At 60.0% G+C, this 15,487-nt stretch carries 17 protein-coding genes; 9 read left to right on the forward strand and 8 right to left on the reverse strand.

Translation table 11 applies throughout. The features are described 5' to 3' along the window. The first annotated feature begins 3 nt into the window (after positions 1–3). From ACSQ87_RS11820 to ACSQ87_RS11830, 3 genes are all read left to right on the forward strand, one after another. Positions 4–441 carry an acyl-CoA dehydrogenase gene (locus ACSQ87_RS11820; protein WP_223432178.1) on the forward strand — a complete coding sequence of 146 codons (438 nt, stop codon included), beginning with the start codon at positions 4–6 and terminating at the stop codon, positions 439–441. Further along, positions 441–1,847, forward strand: a complete 1,407-nt coding sequence (locus ACSQ87_RS11825; RefSeq protein ID WP_436273603.1) for an LLM class flavin-dependent oxidoreductase — start codon at positions 441–443, stop codon at positions 1,845–1,847. Before ACSQ87_RS11820 ends, ACSQ87_RS11825 begins: the two co-directional genes overlap by 1 nt. Before the next feature lie 124 nt (positions 1,848–1,971). After that, complete coding sequence (locus ACSQ87_RS11830) at positions 1,972–3,399, forward strand: FAD/NAD(P)-binding protein (protein ID WP_223432180.1); 1,428 nt, start codon at positions 1,972–1,974, stop codon at positions 3,397–3,399. A 176-nt stretch (positions 3,400–3,575) separates the two neighbouring features. Here ACSQ87_RS11830 and ACSQ87_RS11835 read toward each other — a convergent pair whose 3' ends face one another. From ACSQ87_RS11835 to ACSQ87_RS11850, 4 genes are all read right to left on the reverse strand, one after another. After that, positions 3,576–3,800 (reverse strand): hypothetical protein, encoded by a 225-nt coding sequence (locus tag ACSQ87_RS11835; protein WP_223432181.1) that lies wholly within the window; start codon positions 3,798–3,800, stop codon positions 3,576–3,578. Positions 3,801–3,907: 107 nt separating this feature from the next. Beyond that, a complete protein-coding gene (locus ACSQ87_RS11840) occupies positions 3,908–4,639 on the reverse strand; it encodes a substrate-binding periplasmic protein (RefSeq protein WP_223432182.1) in 732 nt (243 codons plus the stop codon). A 132-nt stretch (positions 4,640–4,771) separates the two neighbouring features. Beyond that, positions 4,772–5,074: a phage infection protein gene (locus ACSQ87_RS11845; RefSeq protein ID WP_223432183.1), complete on the reverse strand. Its 303-nt coding sequence runs from the start codon at positions 5,072–5,074 to the stop codon at positions 4,772–4,774. A gap of 197 nt (positions 5,075–5,271) precedes the next feature. Continuing rightward, on the reverse strand, positions 5,272–6,012 hold the full coding sequence (locus tag ACSQ87_RS11850) for a response regulator (protein ID WP_008151724.1): 741 nt from the start codon (positions 6,010–6,012) through the stop codon (positions 5,272–5,274). 184 nt (positions 6,013–6,196) lie between these two features. Between ACSQ87_RS11850 and ACSQ87_RS11855 the strand changes: the two genes are divergently transcribed. Further along, a complete protein-coding gene (locus tag ACSQ87_RS11855; RefSeq protein WP_223432184.1) occupies positions 6,197–6,460 on the forward strand; it encodes a DUF2790 domain-containing protein in 264 nt (87 codons plus the stop codon). Between the two features lie 117 nt (positions 6,461–6,577). Then, positions 6,578–7,639: an alpha/beta fold hydrolase gene (locus tag ACSQ87_RS11860; protein ID WP_223432185.1), complete on the forward strand. Its 1,062-nt coding sequence runs from the start codon at positions 6,578–6,580 to the stop codon at positions 7,637–7,639. Between the two features lie 116 nt (positions 7,640–7,755). Here ACSQ87_RS11860 and ppnN read toward each other — a convergent pair whose 3' ends face one another. Next, positions 7,756–9,129, reverse strand: a complete 1,374-nt coding sequence (ppnN, locus tag ACSQ87_RS11865; protein WP_134099533.1) for a nucleotide 5'-monophosphate nucleosidase PpnN — start codon at positions 9,127–9,129, stop codon at positions 7,756–7,758. A gap of 212 nt (positions 9,130–9,341) precedes the next feature. Here ppnN and ACSQ87_RS11870 point away from each other — a divergent pair, with 212 nt between their 5' ends. Further along, positions 9,342–9,869: a DUF3087 domain-containing protein gene (locus ACSQ87_RS11870; RefSeq protein WP_223432186.1), complete on the forward strand. Its 528-nt coding sequence runs from the start codon at positions 9,342–9,344 to the stop codon at positions 9,867–9,869. A 325-nt stretch (positions 9,870–10,194) separates the two neighbouring features. Next, complete coding sequence (locus tag ACSQ87_RS11875; protein ID WP_223432187.1) at positions 10,195–11,772, forward strand: sensor domain-containing diguanylate cyclase; 1,578 nt, start codon at positions 10,195–10,197, stop codon at positions 11,770–11,772. 2 nt (positions 11,773–11,774) lie between these two features. Here the strand turns inward: ACSQ87_RS11875 and ACSQ87_RS11880 are convergent, their stop codons facing one another. From ACSQ87_RS11880 to dapA, 3 genes are read right to left on the reverse strand one after another with little or no spacing between them, the layout of a single operon-like run. Beyond that, positions 11,775–12,692, reverse strand: coding sequence for a LysR family transcriptional regulator (locus ACSQ87_RS11880; RefSeq protein WP_223432188.1), 918 nt, complete (start codon positions 12,690–12,692; stop codon positions 11,775–11,777). A 23-nt stretch (positions 12,693–12,715) separates the two neighbouring features. Beyond that, on the reverse strand, positions 12,716–13,090 hold the full coding sequence (locus ACSQ87_RS11885; RefSeq protein WP_223432189.1) for a DUF2784 domain-containing protein: 375 nt from the start codon (positions 13,088–13,090) through the stop codon (positions 12,716–12,718). 60 nt (positions 13,091–13,150) lie between these two features. Next, positions 13,151–14,026 carry a 4-hydroxy-tetrahydrodipicolinate synthase gene (dapA, locus tag ACSQ87_RS11890; RefSeq protein WP_223432190.1) on the reverse strand — a complete coding sequence of 292 codons (876 nt, stop codon included), beginning with the start codon at positions 14,024–14,026 and terminating at the stop codon, positions 13,151–13,153. Between the two features lie 417 nt (positions 14,027–14,443). Between dapA and ACSQ87_RS11895 the strand changes: the two genes are divergently transcribed. Together ACSQ87_RS11895 and ACSQ87_RS11900 are read left to right on the forward strand one after the other, a co-directional pair. After that, positions 14,444–15,142, forward strand: a complete 699-nt coding sequence (locus ACSQ87_RS11895) for an AzlC family ABC transporter permease (protein ID WP_008157336.1) — start codon at positions 14,444–14,446, stop codon at positions 15,140–15,142. Continuing rightward, complete coding sequence (locus ACSQ87_RS11900) at positions 15,142–15,453, forward strand: AzlD domain-containing protein (RefSeq protein ID WP_165353329.1); 312 nt, start codon at positions 15,142–15,144, stop codon at positions 15,451–15,453. The genes ACSQ87_RS11895 and ACSQ87_RS11900 overlap by 1 nt, the downstream gene beginning before the upstream one ends. Positions 15,454–15,487: the final 34 nt, after the last annotated feature.

The following is a 15,487-nucleotide window of genomic DNA, read 5'->3' on the forward strand; positions in this document are numbered from 1 at the left end:
ACCATGAACGCTTTGACTCAACCGATTGTTGCCGGGCAGCCCCTGGCCAAAAGTCAGCATGATTTGCACAACGCTCGCAGCTTGCTCGATGCGACGTTGCGTTTTGTCCGTCAGCAGGCCCAAGCCACGGATGATCCTTACGTCATCAGCCGCTTCGGCGATTTGCACATTCGCATTGAAGTCGCCGTCGCGCTGCTCGAACGCGCCGAAGACTTTCTGAACAGCGTTGATGACGACACGGAAATCAGCGTCGCCATCGCAGAGTCGCACTTGGCCAGCGCCGACGCGCTAAATGCCGTCAGCAACGCTGAATTCGAACTCACCGGCCAACGCACCGTGTTGCCCGGATCGTTGCATGACCCGTTGCGCTGGAAACTCCACCTCATCGGCAACTTCCGCCTCAACGGCATCCATCCCCCAATCTTTAGGAGTGCGGTTTGATGGCCCGTGAAATTCGTCTCAACGCGTTTGACATGAACTGCGTTGGTCACCAGTCGCCGGGGTTGTGGGCGCATCCGCGGGATCGCTCCTGGCAATACAAGGATCTGGAGTACTGGACCGATCTGGCGAAAATTCTCGAACGCGGCAAGTTCGACGGTTTGTTCATCGCCGACGTGTTGGGCATCTACGACGTCTACAACGGCAATGGTGACGCGGCGATCCGCCAGGCGGCGCAGGTGCCGGTCAACGATCCACTGCAATTGATTCCGCCCATGGCGCTGGTCACCGAGCATCTGGGTTTCGGCCTGACCGCCTCGCTGTCCTTCGAACACCCATATCCGTTCGCCCGACGCCTGTCGACGCTCGACCATCTGACCAAGGGCCGTGCCGGCTGGAACATCGTCACCTCTTACCTGGAAAGCGGTGCGAAGAACCTCGGCCAGAAAAACCAGACCGAACACGACGCCCGTTACGACTTCGCCGAAGAGTATTTGGAGGTTTGCTACAAACTGTGGGAGGGCAGTTGGGAAGAGGGCGCGATTCTGCGGGATCGCGAGCGGCGGATCTTCAGCGACCCGAGCAAAATCCACGAAATCCGGCACGTCGGTAAGCACTTCCAGGTGCCGGGCATTCACCTCTGCGAACCTTCGCCACAACGCACGCCGGTTCTCTATCAGGCTGGCGCATCGAGTCGCGGCAAGCAGTTTGCCGCCGAGCATGCCGAGTGCGTGTTCGTTGCTGCGCCATCGAAAGTGCTGCTGAAGAAAACCGTTGCCGACATTCGTCGTCGTGCTGCCGACGCCGGACGCGATCCGTCGAAGATTCTGATCTTTAACCTGCAAACGGTGATCCTCGGCGAGACCGACGCCAAGGCCAAAGCCAAGTTTGAGGAATACAAAACCTGGGTCAGTTACGAAGGGGCGATGGCGTTGATCTCTGGCTGGACCGGGATCGATTTCAGCCAGTTCAAACCCGATGAGCCGCTCAAGCATGTGCACACCAATGCCATTCAATCGGCGGTGGAAGCGTTCTCCACGGCGGAACCGAACAAGGTCTGGACCCCGAACGAATTGGCCGATTGGGTGGGCATTGGCGGTTTTGGTCCGTTGTTTGTCGGCAGCCCCGAGACCGTCGCCGACTTGTTGCAGGAATGGGTCGAGGAGACCGATGTGGACGGCTTTAACCTGGCCTATGCATTGACTCACGAGACCTTCATCGATGCCGTGGAACTGCTGGTGCCGGAGTTGCAGAAACGTGGGGTCTACAAAACCGAATACGCGCCGGGGACCTTGCGCGAGAAGTTGTTTGGGGAAGGGCCGCGATTGCCGGAGATTCATCCGGGTGCGGGTTATCGAGACCTGGCGGCGTTGCGGCAGCAAGAGAAGAAAGTCGCGTTCCCACGCTGATCGTGGGAACGATCAGGATCAGAGGTAAGCCTACTTTGGTACTGCTTGATGAACCTTCCATGGGTTTGGCGCCTATTATCGTTCAGGAGATTTTCGAGATGAAACATTGATCAGTGAGAACGCCATGACTGAAACCCAAAGCGGACAGGCCACCAACGTCATCCGCCATGCGGACATCCTGATCGTCGGCGGCGGCCTCAGCGGCGCAATGCTGGCGGCGCAGTTGCTGCGCTTGCCGGGCAAACGCCAGGTGCTGGTGATCGAACCCCGCGCCGAACTGGGACGGGGCGAGGCGTACAGCGCGGTTGAGTTGGGCCACACGCTCAACGGTAATGCGGCGCGGATGAGCGTCGATCCGGACAACGCCGACGACCTGACCCAATGGCTGACCGCGTACATCGAGGCCGGCGGTTGGCCGGAGTCTGATGAGCAACATGTGCCGGTCAGCGAGTTGTTCCCGCCCCGGGGGATTTTCGGCCTGTACGTGCAGCAGCGCCTGGCCGAAGCGCAGGCGGTGGGGGCGGTGAACGGTTCAATGGTCGAGCATGTGCGGGCCGAGGTGATTGACCTGCAAATGACGGATGATTCCGTGTTGCTGACGTTGAGTGACGGGCAACGCTTGCACGGCGCTTATGCGGTGTTGGCCACGGGGATGTTTCCCGCTGCGCGTACGCCACAGACCGAGTCCAGCGGCTTGAACGCGGCGGCGCTTGATCCGTGGGACGTCGCGGCCATGCAGCAACTCGATCCGCAGTCGACCGTGCTGATCATCGGTTCGGGCCTGACCATGGTCGATGCCGTGGTGTCGTTGGAACAGGCCGGGCATCGCGGGCCGATCGAAGTGTTTTCGCGGCATGGCTTGCTGCCTCATGTGCGTCGGCAACCTCCGGCCTGGGCAGATTTTCTCGCCGAGGACCAGAGCATTCGTACACCGCGACAGCTGGTGCGCGAACTGCGTCGGCATTGCCGGAACGCCATCGCTCAGGGCATCGACTGGCAGGCGCCGCTCGACACCGTGCGGGCACACATTGGCCGCTTGTGGAATCAGGCGACGGACGTGCAGCGTCGGCAGTTTGTGCGACATGTGCGGCCGTGGTGGGAAAGCCATCACCACCGCTCGCCGCCGTTGAGTGCCGAACTGGTGGAACGGTTGCACAAGGAAGGGCGGTTGCGGATTCAGGCCGCGTCGTTCAAAGGGCTGGAGCCCTCAGCGGACGGCGCAGTGAGCATCCGCATTCGGCGTCGTGGTGAATCAGAAACTACCGTTGTCAGCGGCGCGGCGTTGATCAACTCCAGCGGCATCGAATATGACTGGCGACGGGTCGCTCGACCGTTGCCACAGCAACTGCTGGCGCGCGGACTTGTCCGGCCGGGGCCGTTGGCGCTGGGGATCGCGGCGGCAGTCGATGGCGCGGTGTTGGGCGCCGATGAACACGCCGCCAACCGTCTGTTCGCCATGGGCCCACCGTTGCGCGGCATTTGGTGGGAAAGCACCGCAGTGACCGACGTCGCAAGCCAGGCCAAGGCGCTCGCCGCTCGGTTGGCGGGCTGATTGAACGCTGTTCATTCAAGCGCGGTGCTTCATGCACACCGACATTGTGGCGAGGGGGCTTGCCCCCGTTCGGCTGCGAAGCAGTCGTAAATTCACGCAGCTCGGTCTGTCAGAACGAATGCTGGGGGCCGCTTCGCAACCCAACGGGGGCAAGCCCCCTCGCCACAGGTCGTTGATCAATAACGCTGATACTTCGAACCGAACTCAGGGCGGTTTTCAGCGACGTAGAGTTTGCTCGCCTGGCTGTCTTTGTGATCAACACCGACGGTGTTCACGTTCAGTGTGGCCGGTTGGCTGACTTTGGCCGCGGCAACGACTGGCGAGGCGGAGTGTGGGGCGGCGATGGCGGAGGTAGCGCCAAGAACCGAAAGGGCGAAACCAAGACCGATGATGCTTTTCATGAGGGTGCTCCAGAGCGTGGGGAGAAGATGGGCCCACTGTAGTGCTGGAGCGTCGCGATAAAAAAACACCCTGACGCATAGTTGTTATCGAGAGCGTTGATCCATTGTCAGCGGGGTGTGTTGTCGCTGAGCCAGCGCTGCTTGAGTTGTTCCAGACGCCCATCGCGGTTCATCTCGTCGAGCGCCTGTTGCCAGCGCGCGACCTGGCGCGCATCGGTTTGCGGGGAAAACGCGATGTAGGTGCCTTGCTTCATCAGCGGCATCTGATAATGCAACTGGCTGGGCGCCAAGCCTTCTTCCCGGGCCAGGGTGGCGATGGAGAGGGTGTCGGCCACCACAAATTCGATGCGCCCCAGTCGTGCCAGACGCATCATTTGTTCGGGCGTTTCCACGCCGTACAGATTGTTCAGACCCTGCTTGCGCAAGTAGTCGTAAGCCAGCCATTTTCGCGGGACGGCGATACGGCCCTGGGTGCTGGCGTCCTGCAAACAGTGCACCGGTTGCTGGGTGTTCGCGGAATACAGCGCTGTTTCCACGTCCATCAGCGGACCGACCCACTGGTACTGGCTCTCGCGCTCGGCGGTGCGCAACACGGTAAACACCCCGGTGGCAGGCTCGGTCGTGGCAACGCGCAGGGCGCGCAGCAAAGGGACTTGTTGCAAGTGCACCTGGTCGCCGGTGCGTTCGGCCAGGGCCTGCACCACATCCACGCCAAACCCCACCAGTTGATTACCTTGCTGAAAATGCAGGGGCGGATGGTTGTCGGTGAGCAGGTTCAGATCCGCCGCGACCGCTGTAAAAGTCAGGAAAGACAACAGGCAACCGGCAATGCGCTTCATGAATCGTCCTTGATGAAGTGAAGCGCAAATCTTAGACGGGCGTGCTCCAACTGTCCCGAGGAATTGTCGGGGCTTTTGCGTCAGATCTCAGGACTTATGGGGATTGGCGAGCTCAGCAAAAAGCCCGGGCAATCAATACCGCTGATACTTCGAACCAAACTCGGCGCGGTTTTCCGCGACAACCACACCACCGCGCAGGGCGTTGCTTGGGTTGATAGAGGCCACACGTTCGCGCAGTTCTTGCAGACGGTCGGCACCGCCTTCGGCCACGCGATTCTCGATCAGACGATCGGAACCGCCTTCCACCAGCAGTTGTTGAACCTGGCCAGGGGACGCCGCATTGCCGGTGTGGGCCGACGCCAGGCTCGACAGGCCGAGACCACCAATCAGTGCCAGACCGAGTGCCAGGGACGAGACTTGCGAGAAGTTGAACATGGGTGATTCTCCGTGCGTTTAGTTTGAGTGGGTCGGTAGCTGCTGCTATCCGGTGATCACAGTTAAACGCTCGGGTGTATCGGTGATGTGTGCTCGAACAAGCCGAAATCGGTGTCTGCGTATCTGTCGCAGGTTCTTATACAGACGGATACAAAACCTTATGAAAAACGCTCCTCAGGTTCTGCCGGGGGAGAGCTTCATGATTCTGCACCGAGCAATTCCACCGGGTAGGAGAACACGTAGCCTTCGCTGCGCACGGTTTTGATGTAGGTCGAGTCCCGTGAGTCATCCATCAATCGCTGGCGCAGACGGCTCACCAGCAAATCAATCGAGCGGTCGAACAGGTCGGCGTCGCGACCCTGGGTCAGGTTGAGCAACTGGTCACGGCTGAGCACCCGTTGCGGGTGATCGAGGAACACCCGCAGCAGACGGTATTCGGCACCACTGAGGGCCACCATCGTGCCGTCTTCGTCGAGCAAGTGCCGGGCGGTGGTGTCCAGGCGCCAGCGGCCGAAACCCAGCAATCGGCCGGTTTCGGTGATCAACAGGTTGGGCGGCAGCATCCGGGTGCGGCGCAACACGGCGTTGATCCGCGCCAGCAGTTCGCGGGCGGCGAAGGGTTTGGTCAGGTAATCGTCGGCGCCCATTTCCAGGCCGAGGATGCGATCGGTTTCGTCGTTGCGTGCGGTGAGCATCAGGATCGGCGTGGCTTTGTGTTTGCCCGAGCGCAATTCGCGGCACAGCAGCAGGCCGTCATCGCCGGGCATCATGATGTCCAGCACGATCAGGTCCACCTGATTGGCTTCCAGAAAGCTGCGCATCTGCCGGCCATCGGCGACGACGGTGGTACGCAGGCCGTTCTTTTTCAGGTAATTGCCGACCAACTCGCGAATCTCCCGGTCGTCGTCGACGATCAGGATGTGGTTCACATGTTCCATCGCTCAAGCCTCTTGTTGTTCGCTTTGTATCGCACTGTATCGGGTGCCCCCGCAGACACCTTACGCCTTATTAATTCCGGTTTTACGACACATGGCAGATACCTCGGGCCGATTAAATGGGTTCCATCGAGACAAGACGACTTACCTCACAACCACCGCCCATTGCAACCCTGAGGAAATCACCATGAACTGGAACACACTGATTGCCGCCAGCTTCTTCGCGGTCCTGAACGTTGCAGCGTTTTCGGCGCATGCCGATGTTCAAGCGCCGTCGCAGACAACTTCTCACGGCACCCACCTGGATATCAAGAAAGTGGTTTCGGTCGTCGACAACGGCGGCGGCAATTGCGGCATTGTCGATGCCCGCCTGACCTACCTCGATTCCAGCGGCACGCAGAAAGTCCTCGATTACAGCAAATTCGCAGAGTGCGGCAATCAGGGCGGCTGATCCTTCCACTACGCTCATCGCTGTCGAAACCGACGAACGCGCAGTCTGCTCATCAACCCGCGATGGCGGACTCACGTCGTCCAGAACACCAGGTCAATGACTTCCAGGGAAATCACCATGAAGATGAATGTGTTGAGCAAAAAAAACGACTCACGTCGTCGTTTCTTTGGCCCATCGGTCCTCGCTTTCGCGCTGATGCAGTTAGGTGCCCTTGGTGCTGCCAATGCGCAAATCGCGACGCCAGAGCCAGTGGTGGCCAGCGCTGGCACCCTCAAGGCGGACTCGTTCGGCCCTCTGAAGCATGTCAACGCCGGGTTGCTGAATGTGGCTTACGCCGAAGTCGGCCCCGCCGATGGTCCGGTGGTGATTCTTCTGCACGGCTGGCCCTACGACATTCACAGCTATAGCGAAGTGGCGCCCTTGTTGGCGGCCAAGGGTTACCGGGTGCTGATCCCGTATGCTCGGGGCTACGGCGACACGCATTTCCTGTCCGACAAGACTGTTCGCAACGGTCAGCCCGCCGCGTTGGCCAGTGATGTCATCGACTTTATGGATGCACTCAAGATCAAGAAGGCCGTGCTCGGTGGCTACGACTGGGGCGCGCGCTCGGCGGACATCGTTTCGGCGCTCTGGCCGGAGCGGGTGGAGGCGCTGGTCTCGGTGAGCGGCTACCTCATCGGCAATCAGGCCGCCGGCAAGAATCCGTTGCCGCCCAAGGCCGAGCTGCAATGGTGGTACCAGTTCTACTTCGCCACGGAGCGCGGCCAGGCCGGATACGAAAAAAATCGCCACGACTTCGCCAAGTTGATCTGGGAGCTGGCCTCCCCGAAATGGACTTTCGACGACGCGACTTTCGACCGCAGCGCGGTGGCCCTGGACAACCCCGATCATGTGGCTATTACGATCTTCAACTATCGCTGGCGGTTGGGCATGATTCAGGGCGAACCTCAATATGAAGCGCTGGAGCAGCGGCTGGCCAAGGCCCCGGTCATTACGGTGCCGACCATCACCATGGAAGGTGACGCCAACGGGGCGCCACATCCGGCTGCCGAGGATTATGCCAAGCGCTTCACCGGCAAATATGAGTACCGACTCATTAGCGGGGGTATCGGCCACAACTTGCCGCAGGAAGATCCGCAGGCCTTTGCCAAGGCAGTGATCGACGCGGATCACCTATAAACCACTGTGGGAGCGAGCCTGCTCGCGAATGGCGGAGTGTCAGTCAACATCATGGTTGAATGACACACAGCTATCGCGAGCAGGCTCGCTCCCACAGGGTTGTTTGATGGTGCCTGTTACGCAACCACTTGATAACACGGCACATACGCCGCGCCGCCGGGCAGTTTCATCCGGTGCTGGGCGACGAAGGCCTTGAGCAGTTGATCCAGCGGTTGCATCACCGCCGCGTCGCCACGGATCTGGTATGGCCCGTGCTCTTCGATCAGGCGGATGCCCTTGTCCTTGACGTTGCCGGCGACGATACCGGAGAACGCGCGGCGCAGGTTGGCGGCCAGTTCGTGGGCCGGCAGGTTGCGGCTCAGTTTCAGGTTGGCCATGTTTTCGTGGGTCGGATCGAACGGGCGCTGGAAGCCTTCGTCGATCTTCAGCAGCCAGTTGAAATGGAACGCGTCATTGCGTTCGCGGCGGAACTGTTTGACCGCCTTGAGGCCTTGAGTCATTTGACGCGCGACTTCAGCCGGGTCGTCGATGATGATCTCGTAGTGTTGCTTCGCGGCTTCACCCAGCGTAGCTCCGACAAACGCGTCCAGTTGCTCCAGATACGGTGCGGCATGTCTCGGTCCCGTGAGAACCACGGGGAAGGGCAGGCCGGCGTTGTCCGGGTGCATCAGGATGCCGAGCAGGTACAGGAACTCTTCGGCCGTGCCGGCGCCGCCCGGAAAAATGATGATGCCGTGGCCGACGCGGACGAAGGCTTCCAGACGTTTTTCGATGTCCGGCAGGATCACCAGTTCGTTGACGATCGGGTTCGGCGCTTCGGCGGCGATGATGCCCGGCTCGGTCAATCCGAGGTAGCGGCCGCCGTGGATACGCTGCTTGGCGTGGGCGATGGTCGCGCCTTTCATCGGGCCTTTCATCACGCCGGGACCGCAACCGGTGCAGATGTCGAGGCTGCGCAGGCCCAGTTCGTGGCCGACTTTCTTGGTGTATTTGTATTCTTCGGTGTTGATCGAGTGGCCGCCCCAGCACACCACGATCTTCGGCTCGACGCCGGGGCGCAGGGTGCGGGCGTTGCGCAGCAGGTGGAACACGTAGTCGCTGATGCCTTGGGAGGTGCTCAGGTCGATGCGTTGGGCGTCGAGTTCGTTTTCGGTGTAGACGATGTCGCGCAGGGCGCTGAAGAGCATTTCCCGGGTGCTGGCGATCATTTCGCCATCGACGAAGGCGTCGGCCGGGGCGTTCAGCAGTTCCAGGCGTACGCCGCGGTCCTGCTGGTGAATGCGGATTTCGAAGTCCTTGTAGGCTTCAAGGATGGTTTTGGCGTTATCGACATGGGCGCCGGTATTGAGAATGGCCAGGGCGCACTGGCGGAACAAGGTGTAGGTGCTGCCGGATCCGGCTTCGCTCAGTTGCTGTACTTCACGTTGAGAAAGGGTTTCCAGGCTGCCTTTTGGGCTGACCGAGGCGTTGATTACTTGTCGTTGGGTCATTCAATGATCCTTAAAACGATGCCATTTCATACAGACAAATGGCATCCGAATAGTATGTATCCATGAAAGAAGATGGCACGAACTGCGCTGTATCGCCATTTCCCCGTTTGACGATGAAAAGATGAAAAGGAGCCTCAGCATAGCTAAATCCCCTGCAGAGGCGATAATGCCCCGCAGCCTTTTTACCCATGCCCTCAAGGAACCCCGTCGCGATGTTCGAAATCCAGCCGCAGAACCCCGAACGCTATCGAAGCCAGACGCGACGCAGCACGATAATCATAGCCTTGATTTTCCTGGCCCTGGCGATGGTGTTGTCCACCACGGCAGTGGCGCTGTTCGGTGAACCCGGTGGCGACAATCTGCGATTTAACGTCGGCGGCGTGTTCGTGGCCGTGCTGCTGATGGCAGCGCTGATGCGCGGCATGTTCTGGACCCAGCCGTGGATGGCCCCGGCGGTTTACGGCTGGCAGCTCAAGCGCAGCCTGATGAGCATCACCAACGTCATGCACCAGGTGACGGCGGCGGTGGAGAAGGAGGATCCGACGGCCATGAAGTTGCTGCGTTTCTACCATCTGGGGTTGAGCCAGATGCACGAGCTGGACGGCAACTCCAGCGATCACAGCCAATTGACCCGCGAGATGGATCAGCACAAGGCGCGATTGGAAGCGCTGGGCATCGAGACTCATCAGACACAATTGAATCCCGCCTGGATCGAGGCCGTGAAGCAGACGTCTCGGTAAGCCATTTCAGCCGCAATGCAAACCTTGTAGCAGCTGGCGAAGCCTGCGTTCGGCTGCGCAGCAGTCGTAAACCCTGAGTACCCGGTGGGTCTGAGGCACCGCATTGTCTGACTTTACGACTGCTGCGCAGCCGAACGCAGGCTTCGCCAGCTGCTACGGATCGCGGCTTTAGGGCGAACCGATGGTGAGAATAGTTCTCGCGCAATTCACCTATCGGGTGTTTGATAAGGCATAGTCGCCTGGCACCAGGCAGCACATACCCGTCAGGGGTCATAAAAAGGGCGATCGGGAAGATTCGCCCTGTGATCAGTATTCAGGGAGCGTCATGGGTCATCCGTCCGTCAACAATCGAATTGAACAATCCCGCCATGACGTGCCTTGGGTCGCCGAGCAAGCCGGGGTAACCCTCAAGGTTCGCTCTGCGGTGATTCTGCTGGTCGCGGTGTGCCTGTCCATGACGGCTATCGTGATTTGGGAATCCTGGAATTCGCGCCAGTACCATCTGCACGACAAAGAAGTGGCGATGTCCAACCTTGCCCAGACCCTGGCCTCGCAAGCGCAGGCGTCGATCAAGCAAGCCGATACGTTGCTGTTGACCCTGGTGGATCGCCTCGAAATCGACGGCATTGACCAGGCCCGGGTACCCCGATTGGAGCGTTTGCTCAGTGCCCAGCGCAGTGAGCTGAGTCAGATCCATGGCTTGTTTATCTATGACGAAGATGGGCGCTGGATTGCCAATTCCAACGGCGCCGTCCTCCCCAATGCCAACAATTCCGACCGAGAGTATTTCATTTTTCATCGTGATCATCCCGATCGAGGGCCTCACATTGGCCCGTCGATCAAGAGCCGTTCGAGCGGTGAATGGGTCATGACGGTGTCCCGCCGAATCAATCATCCGGATGGCAGCTTTGCCGGCGTGGCGCTGGCAAGCATCTATCTCAGCCACTTCCTTGCGCTCTACGACAGCATCGACATGGGCCGTAACGGCGTGATCAATCTGATCGCCGACGACGCCAGCATCGTCGTTCGCCGACCGTTCAAAGAAACTGAAGTCGGCATCAGCGTCGCCAAGGGGCCGCTGTTCACGCAGCTATTGCCCAAGGGCAATTCAGGCACGGCAACAGTCCCGTCGTATGTGGACGGGGTCGAGCGGGTGGTCGGATTTCGCAGGGTCGACGGTTATCCGCTGATCATCTTTGCGGCGCTGAATAAAGATGAAGTCCTGGCCGCCTGGCGCAAGGAGGTACTGCTGAGTGCCGGGATCGTCTCGTTATTCCTGGGGTTTCTGGGCGTCCTCGGTTATCGCCTCATTCGCCTCATGAAGCAGCAGAATCACGTGCAGGGCGTATTGCTGGATGCGCAGGAAAAACTCATCGAGGTCAACCGCAGCCTTGAGTTGCTCGCGCTGGAGGACGCACTGACCGGGCTGTCCAACCGGCGTCAGTTCGATCTGTTCATCCTCGCCGAAATGGGCCGCGCCAGGCGTAACCAGACCCACCTCGCGCTGCTGATGATCGATGTCGATCACTTCAAGAGCTTCAATGATCTTTACGGCCATGTGGCCGGTGATGAGTGTTTGCGCAACATCAGCACGATCATCAGGGACAACATCAAGCGCCCCGGCGACCTGGCTGCCCGCTATGGCGGCGAAGAGTTTGCGGTAGTACTGCCCGGGACCGACTACGTGGGAGCGTTTATGGTGGCGGAAAAAATCCGTCGCGCGGTTCAACTGGCCGGCATCGAGCACAGAGAAGGGGCTGAAGGCACGGTGACAGTCAGCCTGGGGGTCGCCGCTTACGATCCGGTGTCACAATCCCAGCCCAGCGACCTGGTGGGGGCCGCCGACAAGGCGCTTTACGTGGCCAAGGCCAGCGGCCGGAACATGAGTGTCATTGCCAACTGACCTCAAATAAACCGGTCACTGCCCTGAACCAGTTTGGTGGACAGGTACGATTGCTTGAGTTTTTCCAGCCACCAGCCCAGGGCGCGGCCGTCGTGATCGCCACGCCAGCCGGCATACAAAATATTCGGCTCACGCGGATCGGCCATCTGTTTTTCAACCAGCGTGCCGTTTTTCAGTAACGAGCCGACCCGATGCTTCGGCAACCAACCCACGCCCAACCCGTCGCACTGGGCGAGGATCTTGGCGCGCATGGTCGGCACGGCGAGCACCGGTTGGCCGCCGGAGACGCCGTAGGTGCTGCCCTCGGTAATCCTGGACGAATCGGCCACGACAATCGCCCGGTGCTGCGCAACCATGGCGCGTGAAATCGGCTCTTGGGCCCTGGCCAGCGGATGCTTGGGCGACACCGCGAACACCCATTCCATTTCCCCCAGTTGCATCCAGCGCAAGGAAGGGATGGCCGGTGGTTCGTTGGTGGCACCGATGATCAAGTCCGCGCGGCCTTCACGCAGGGCTTCCCAAACACCTTTCAGTACTTCCTGAGTGATGCGCAACGGCACGCCGGACTCTAGCGCATCGAACTCGTGAATCACCGGGATCAACGCTTCGAATTCAAGCAACTCATCGGTGACGATCCATAGCCGGCTCTCCCAGCCATTGGCCACTTGCTGCACCCGCTGGGTCAGCCGCGAGACGTCTTGCATCAGTCGCGCTGCCTCGTTCACCAGCAATTCACCCGCCGGGGTCAACTGCAGGCGGTAGCGACGGCGGTCGAACAGCAAGGCGTCAAAGCGTTCCTCCAGTTGCCGCGCCGCGTAGGACACCGTCGAGGGCGCCTTGCCCAAGTGGGCCGCGGCCCGGGACAGGCTGCCGGTTTCCCGGATGGCTTCGAGCAGCGTGAGATCTTCAATCGACAACATGGGCGGAATCCTTGATCTTGGTGTCAGGTGGCCCGACGTAACTTCCACAGCCTGATCAATCTAAAGTAGACCAGCACGTTGATCGCCAGCACCACGCTGCCCAGTCCCAGCTGAATTGCCGGTGTCAGGCCCGCCGGGTAAATGACCGGCCACACGTAATGTTCGATGAAACCGCCGCTATAACCGGTTTGCCCGGCCGCGTCGCGCATGAGGTTTTCCCACTCGGTCAGCGGGCAGGTCAGGTGGAAGACTTCTACCGACACGCCCCACACAGCCGTGGGCAGGTGCCACCAGATCAGGGGGCGCCATTTGAGCACCAGCAGCCCGCCGAACAGCACGAACAGAATGAACAACAGATGAAACAGGACCAGCCCGTCGGCGGCGATTCGGTAAAGCATGTCGACTCCCTGACGCGTTATGCGAATGGCTCCATGGTACTCGGGCTGGTTGCTGGCGCTCTATCGATTGTTGCTGTTCAACGTCGCCAGCACTTCCTTCAGACGCACCGCCATGGTTTCGCTGCTGCGTTGCATGGGCGCGCGCAGTTCGTCGTCGATCAAGCCTTCAAGGGCCAGGGCGGTTTTCACCGGGGCGGGATTGGGCTCGATGAACAGGCTGTGAATCAGCGGCAGCAGTTGGAAGAATGTCGCTCGACCAGCCGCTAATTGGTTGTCGCGGATCTGTTGATACAGCGCCACGAACAGCTCCGGATGAACATGCGCCGAAGCGGCAATGGCGCCTTTGGCGCCCAGACACAAAGCGCTGAAGATCTGGTTATCTTCGCCGCACAGCACGTCGACCTTGCCACTGCCTAGCAGCGCCAGGGTGTTGGCCTGATTGCCGCCGCAATCCTTGATCGCGACGATTCGCTCATGGGCGACGATGTTGAGCAGGGTTGCCTGCTCGAACGCCACGCCGGTGCGGTAAGGGATGTCGTAAAGAATGAGCGGAACGCTGGAGGCATCGGCGACGGTTTGGTAAAACGCTTCGAGCCCCGCCTGGGACGGACGGATGTAATACGGCGGCGGTACCAGTAAACCGGCCAGCGGACGTTTCAGGATTTCGTTCTGAAATTGCAGCAGCTCGGTCATGTTGTTGCCGGCCAGGCCCATGACCACCCGTTCCGCCGGCACCTGCTCCAGCACCACATCGAGTACCGCCAGTTGCTCGTGTTTGCTCAGTGCCGCCGCTTCTGCCGTGGTGCCGCAGACCGCAACGCCATCGACGCCTTTTTCCAGCAGATGATTGACCAGCCGTCGCAAGCCGACGAAATCGATCGCACCGTTGCGAAACGGTGTAACGAGAGGGACCCAGATACCTTGAAACGATGACATGCACTTACTCCTGAAGGTTGACCGATTTCGTCACCGTCAGAAGCGTAGAAGGCAGAAAGCAAGGGGAGGGTGTCCGTCGCGCTCAATGTCCTGTCAGCTCATCTGACGGGACAGCGCGCCCCGGTCACATGAGCGACTGTTTCTTCGATTTGAGGGCGTGCGCAACGCAACCTTGCGCCTTGGCATTCAAGCCAATGACGACAGTGTTGAGGTTGAAGGTTGCGGACATACTTGCTTACACCCTGAATGAGGTGCTCAGTTTTAAAAGCCGGCGCGATTTTTGTCAATCGCGAAAATCAGCAAGCTCCGCACGCATTCTGCCGCTGTGCCTGGCGCGGACCAAGTGCGCAAGATTGTTCAAGCCTTCGGCCGCGACTGCTGGCACAGTCTGAGGTCTTTCCCTGGTTGTAGAGCGTTATGTCCAATTCACTCATGCCGCGCAGTGCCTTTCTTCGCGGCGCTGCGGCGATCATGCCGTTGTCCCTGGCCACCGCGCCCTGGGGGCTGCTGGCCGGCTCCATGGCCATCGAGGCCAATCTCACGCCCCTGCAAGGCCAGGGGTTATCGAGCATCGTGTTTGCCGGGGCGGCGCAACTGGTGGCGATCGGCATGCTCAAGGGCGGTGCCGGAATCTTTTCGATTCTGCTGACCACGCTGCTGCTGACCTCCCAGCATTTGCTCTACGGGATGAGCATGCGTTCGGTGATTTCGCCGTTACCGGGCCGCTGGCGTGTGGGGTTGGGCTTTTTGCTTACCGACGAACTGTTCGCCCTGACCAGTGCGCATGACAAACAACAGTTCAATCGCTGGTACGCGTTGGGTGTCGGCCTGACGTTTTACATCGCCTGGAACCTCTTCACCCTGGCGGGAATCGTGCTGGGCAGCAGTATTCCGGGGCTGGAACACCTGGGACTGGACTTCTCCATCGCGGCGACCTTTATCGCCCTGATCACCCCGGTGGTGCGGAACGTGCCGACCGTGGTGTGCGTGGCGGTGTCGTTGTTCTGCTCGGTGCTGTTCAGCTACTGGCAATGGGGCTCGGCGCTGGTGCTGTCAGGGTTGGCGGGCATGACCGCAGGTTTTATCTGCAACAAATTCTACGGTGGACGCACATGATGGTCTGGGCGGTGATTTTCGGCATGGGGCTATTGGTGTTCCTCAACCGCTATGTGTTTCTGGAGCCGCGGCTGCCCGTGCGCTTGAGCAGCAATGCGCGGCAGTTCCTGGGTTTTGCGGTGCCGGGCATGTTGACGGCAATCTGCGGGCCGATCGTGTTCATGCCGGACAAGCAGCTGAATCTGCAGTGGGACAACCCGTACCTGATCAGTTCGCTGGTGGCGGTGGGGCTGGTGCTTTACACCCGCAATACCTTGCTCAGTATGTTGTTGAGCATGGGGTTCTTCTTTTTGCTGCGTTGGTGGCTCTAAGTCGTTCCCGTCGAAATTGTTCTACGCTTAAAGG

Source organism: Pseudomonas sp. LjRoot277, from assembly GCF_964253845.1.
In the GTDB taxonomy this organism is placed as follows: domain Bacteria; phylum Pseudomonadota; class Gammaproteobacteria; order Pseudomonadales; family Pseudomonadaceae; genus Aquipseudomonas.

What these genes read in the sequence shown, in the direction of transcription:
- ACSQ87_RS11850 (WP_008151724.1), bottom strand. Translation starts at nt 6,012, where the DNA reads ATGGAACATGTGAACCACATCCTGATCGTCGACGACGACCGGGAGATT.
- ACSQ87_RS11875 (WP_223432187.1), top strand. Translation starts at nt 10,195, where the DNA reads ATGGGTCATCCGTCCGTCAACAATCGAATTGAACAATCCCGCCATGAC.
- ACSQ87_RS11840 (WP_223432182.1), bottom strand. Translation starts at nt 4,639, where the DNA reads ATGAAGCGCATTGCCGGTTGCCTGTTGTCTTTCCTGACTTTTACAGCG.
- dapA (WP_223432190.1), bottom strand. Translation starts at nt 14,026, where the DNA reads ATGTCATCGTTTCAAGGTATCTGGGTCCCTCTCGTTACACCGTTTCGC.
- ACSQ87_RS11830 (WP_223432180.1), top strand. Translation starts at nt 1,972, where the DNA reads ATGACTGAAACCCAAAGCGGACAGGCCACCAACGTCATCCGCCATGCG.
- ACSQ87_RS11820 (WP_223432178.1), top strand. Translation starts at nt 4, where the DNA reads ATGAACGCTTTGACTCAACCGATTGTTGCCGGGCAGCCCCTGGCCAAA.
- ACSQ87_RS11870 (WP_223432186.1), top strand. Translation starts at nt 9,342, where the DNA reads ATGTTCGAAATCCAGCCGCAGAACCCCGAACGCTATCGAAGCCAGACG.
- ACSQ87_RS11825 (WP_436273603.1), top strand. Translation starts at nt 441, where the DNA reads ATGGCCCGTGAAATTCGTCTCAACGCGTTTGACATGAACTGCGTTGGT.
- ACSQ87_RS11835 (WP_223432181.1), bottom strand. Translation starts at nt 3,800, where the DNA reads ATGAAAAGCATCATCGGTCTTGGTTTCGCCCTTTCGGTTCTTGGCGCT.
- ACSQ87_RS11885 (WP_223432189.1), bottom strand. Translation starts at nt 13,090, where the DNA reads ATGCTTTACCGAATCGCCGCCGACGGGCTGGTCCTGTTTCATCTGTTG.
- ACSQ87_RS11880 (WP_223432188.1), bottom strand. Translation starts at nt 12,692, where the DNA reads ATGTTGTCGATTGAAGATCTCACGCTGCTCGAAGCCATCCGGGAAACC.
- ACSQ87_RS11860 (WP_223432185.1), top strand. Translation starts at nt 6,578, where the DNA reads ATGAAGATGAATGTGTTGAGCAAAAAAAACGACTCACGTCGTCGTTTC.
- ACSQ87_RS11900 (WP_165353329.1), top strand. Translation starts at nt 15,142, where the DNA reads ATGGTCTGGGCGGTGATTTTCGGCATGGGGCTATTGGTGTTCCTCAAC.
- ACSQ87_RS11845 (WP_223432183.1), bottom strand. Translation starts at nt 5,074, where the DNA reads ATGTTCAACTTCTCGCAAGTCTCGTCCCTGGCACTCGGTCTGGCACTG.
- ACSQ87_RS11855 (WP_223432184.1), top strand. Translation starts at nt 6,197, where the DNA reads ATGAACTGGAACACACTGATTGCCGCCAGCTTCTTCGCGGTCCTGAAC.
- ppnN (WP_134099533.1), bottom strand. Translation starts at nt 9,129, where the DNA reads ATGACCCAACGACAAGTAATCAACGCCTCGGTCAGCCCAAAAGGCAGC.
- ACSQ87_RS11895 (WP_008157336.1), top strand. Translation starts at nt 14,444, where the DNA reads ATGTCCAATTCACTCATGCCGCGCAGTGCCTTTCTTCGCGGCGCTGCG.